Raw genomic sequence first — 4334 nt, 5'->3', positions numbered from 1 at the left:
GCCTGAGCCTATTTTATTATCCCAGATTTTTGCCAAACTCACCTCTTTTGGTCGTATTCACAATGCTTCTACAGCCGTTTAACCCTCGTAATTTGGCTATAGTATTGGTATTGTAATCGTCATTCAAATTGCATCTGTGTGTCCCCGCCTCTTTCTGGGGAGTAGAGTTATGCAATTTAAAAGCGTATTAGCTTAATAGGATTAGGTTTCTGGAAGGATGCAGATTAAAGCTCATAAAAATGGCTAGATTAGCCATTTTTATCTAAAAATTAAGGAGTTATATGGCTGACGAAATTTCTCAAACAGCAAACTTGTACGCACTATTAATCGGGATTGACTCGTATATGCCCAACAGATTACCTGATGGTAGTCTTTACAAAAGTCTGGGGGGATGTGTACGAGATATTAATCATGTAGAAGCTTTTCTAATTAATGAGCGGAAAGTTCCAAAAGAACAGATTTTGAAGCTGACAGCTTCTATTAGCGACCCGAACGAACCAAGCAAACCACTAGAGAAAGACACCCCGGAAAAACTACCTACTCGCCAGAATATGATCGATTTCTTCAGAAAGCTGAAGAAAATGGCTCCAGAAGGCTCGCAGGTATATATCCACTACTCTGGACACGGTGGACGGGCAAAGACAGTTTTTCCATCGATTAAAGGTGATGATGGCATTGATGAAGGATTAGTCCCTACAGATATTGGCACTTCTGAAGGACAGTATCTCCGCGATCTCGACCTGAGACAATTGTTAAAGGAATTGGTAGATAAAAAACTAACAGTTACGGTCGTATTGGATTGTTGTCACTCTGGGGGTGCAACGCGAGGGGATGTAGAAATTCGAGGGGGTGAGGGCGTTGATGATAAACCTCTGCAACCTGGTCAAGAACTTGTCGCACCTGTAGAGACGCTAGCAGAAACTTGGCGCTCGGTCACTGAAGAAACACCTCGTGGACTAAAACCCTCTGGACTACGTGCGGCCAGAGATTATGTGCTACTAGCAGCCTGTCGTCAGAATGAGTTTGCTTACGAGTATGCGTTTAATCGGGAAACCAAAGAACGCAACGGTGCGCTCACTTATTGGTTGCTAGATACTTTAAGACAACAAAACCCTGGACAAACTTATAAGGATTTGTTCGAGCGCATCAACGCTAAAATACACAGCCAATTCCCACAACAAACTCCCATCTCAATAGGTGAGGTAAATCGGATTATTTTTGGCGATGAGTTTGCTGAAACTGTTTATGCAGTTCCAGTTTTGAAGGTGGAGAAAGATGCACAGACAGGTGAAATACAGGCAAAGTTAGGGGTGGGACAGGTAAATGGTGTTGGTAAAGGAGCAGAATTTGCGATCTATCCTCGTACTTTAACTGATTTAAGAATTAAAGAAAATCGGACAGCGATCGCCACAATCATTCAAAGGGGAGCAACTGAATCTCTGTGCCAGCTTAAACCAATTAAGGGCAAAGAGATTAAGGTTGAAGATGGAGATCAAGCTGTTTTAGTTTCTCCTTCAATTAATCTGGTTCGCAAAGTTTCCCTATTTAATCAAGAACAAGCAACAGAAGCAGAATTGGCTGAACCTGGTAAAGTACCAGTTAACAAACTTCTGCCTGAAATCTTTAAACAGCAAGCGAACGCTTTACAGTCACTCAAACAAGCTCTTCCTGAAAATGGTAATGGTTGGGTAGAGTTAGCAGAAGAAAAAGTAACTGAGGATGATTTTGAGGGAGTTGCTTATCAAGTTGCTGTCAATAATAAGGGAGAATATGAAATATGCGATCGCGGTGGACATCCATATAAAAATATCGCTCCTGTAAAAATAAGTGACCCTAATGCTGCTGCAACAGCCGTGAAACGGTTAGTCCATCTAGCCAAATATCACGCTACAGCAGAGTTAGATAACAGGGATAAAGCCTCGCCTCTGGCAGGTAAGCTAACACTTGAGTGGCTAGGTACATCAGATGTTTATGGGGAAGGAGATGAGATTCCACCTAAATCTCAGTTGAAAAAGTTTGCCGATCCCAGTAACGCCACTGTAAAATCAGGTGAATATGTATTCCTGTCAATTCATAATACTTCTTCGCAAGACCTCAATGTTGCTGTTCTAGATCTTGCTTCTGATTGGTCAGTACAGCAAATTTACCCAGGGGGAAGAGAAAATTTTGTCACAATTGAGGCAGATAGAAAAGAGGTTGTAGCAATTCCAGCAGGTTCGGCAGGTGAAGATAATGTAAAAGTTTTTGCTACCGTTGACCAAGCAAACTTCCGTTGGCTAGAACTACCCTCACTTGATGAAGAACTTGGGCCTAAAGGATTAACTCGTTCTGGTAATCCGTTAGATGCTCTCTTCGCTGCAATTGATCCGGAGCAACCGCCAACTAGAAAGTTGTCTGTAGCTGCATCTCCCAGCCGCGAGTGGACAACAACACAGATAAGCTTGACCGTCACCAAATAATCAAACGGTATCTCAACGCTGTTACTTATTCCCGCAAGGATAATGGGCTAATCTTAGCTCCTCTGATTCTTGCTGGATGCTTTTATATCAAACAGTTGTAAAAAATTTGATCAGAAAATGAATGAAAATGTTATCGAGAATAATACAAATTCATCTGAAGACTCTCAAAATCGGGGTTTAGGAGTAGCAATTCCCACTTCTTATGCAACTTATGTCGATCGCTGGGCGATCATCGTTGGCATCTCTAAGTATAAGCATGAGAGCCTGAATCTTAAGTATGCTGATCGCGATGCAGAAGAACTGGCAAAGCTGCTGCAAACTCCTTCGGGCGGCGGTTTTGAAGCAGACCATATTGTCAAGTTAATTAACGAGGATGCGACTACTGCAAACATCACACGAGCGTTACGCAGTTTCTTGAAAAAGCCTGCGCGTGAAGATATCGTATTGATCTATTTTGCTTCTCATGGCGCACCAGATATTGATCGCCCCAATATTGTTTACTTGCTAACCCACGATACTGATCCTAGAGACATTTCTGGAACGGCACTCCCGATGCGAGAGGTTGACCTATCTTTAAAAGAAAACTTGTTAGCAGAGCGAGTGATCATCATTGCGGATACTTGTCACAGTGCCGCGATCGGCGGGGGGATTGGCCGCAGAAATGCAGAGAACAACTCAGGAGTAGTAAACAGTTACCTGCAAGAGGTAGGAAAATCGAGAGGTGGTGTAGCTTTACTGACTTCAGCAGAAGCGAGTCAAGTTTCTTTTGAGGATAAAAAGTGGGGAGGAGGTCATGGTGTATTCACCCATTATCTGTTAGAGGGGATGCGGGGAGCAGCAGATTCTAAGCCCCGAAATGGAATTGTGACAGTGGGTGAACTGTTTGAATATGTACGTGAGAACGTGCGGAAAGCTACGGATAATCATCAACATCCTTGCATTGGTAGCAATCCCTTTGATCGTAATCTACCAATTGCAATCACAGCTGGAATTTCTGCTCATGAGCAGTATGAAATCGGCTGTCAACTCTACCAATTGGGAATGAAGCTCGATGATCCAAGTTGCTTTGAGTCTGCCAGTAACCGTCTGCAAGAAGCACTTCGATTATCTGGCATTACTAAAAACGAATTTCCAGAAATTTATCTGCAACTGGGTTTGACCTGGATGGCATCTGGGGATTTGGTAAAGGCAATTCAGGAGTTTGAGAAAGCAACAAAGGCTAACGTCCCTGATGCCGCTTACTATCTTGGCATTGCCTACATTAAGCAAGGTAAACCGGATAAAGCAATACTTGCACTTGAGTTATTTTTAACTCAGCAACCTGGTGATGATAAAGCTGCTTGGGTTAGTAAGTTAGTTTCATGGATGCAACCAGGAATTGGTAAACGTTACGCTCTATTGATTGGAATTAATGATTATAATTCTGGTGGTAAAATACCCTCTTTGCGGGGTTGTGTGAACGACATTCAAATTTTAAATGATGTTTTGTCGAATAAATATAACTTCAATACCACAATGCTTGCTGATGCTGAGGCAACTTATGAAAACATCTTAAAAAAAATTAACGAGCTTCAGAACCAAGTTAAATTCCTTGACAATATAGTAATTCACTTCAGTTGTCATGAACAGGCAGGAAATTTATTAATTTTTGATACTCATGTCAATGAAGAAAGAAATTTAACTACTAATTCCATTAGTATTAGAAATCTACACGAGTTAGTAGCATCTATTCCGGCTGCACACAAAATACTATTTATTGATGCAGTAATAGACATCTCCGAAAAAGAATTAAATTATGGTATAAGAATATAAAAGTGTATTTTTTGGTAAGACGTTATGGGCAGTATATTTGAATATATTCAGAGCAATCCTCAC

The 4334-nt window shown here is 41.5% G+C and carries 2 protein-coding genes; both read left to right on the top strand.

The window, feature by feature from the left end; translation table 11 throughout:
• The first annotated feature begins 281 nt into the window (after positions 1–281).
• Positions 282–2459 carry a caspase family protein gene (locus tag H6G68_RS26585; RefSeq protein WP_190909322.1) on the top strand — a complete coding sequence of 726 codons (2178 nt, stop codon included), beginning with the start codon at positions 282–284 and terminating at the stop codon, positions 2457–2459.
• 117 nt (positions 2460–2576) lie between these two features.
• Positions 2577–4271: a caspase family protein gene (locus tag H6G68_RS26580; protein WP_190909321.1), complete on the top strand. Its 1695-nt coding sequence runs from the start codon at positions 2577–2579 to the stop codon at positions 4269–4271.
• Positions 4272–4334 lie beyond the last annotated feature (63 nt).

This window comes from Anabaena catenula FACHB-362, assembly GCF_014698735.1.
Lineage (GTDB): Bacteria > Cyanobacteriota > Cyanobacteriia > Cyanobacteriales > Nostocaceae > Anabaena > Anabaena variabilis_A.
This window is presented reverse-complemented; position numbering and strand designations above follow the sequence as displayed.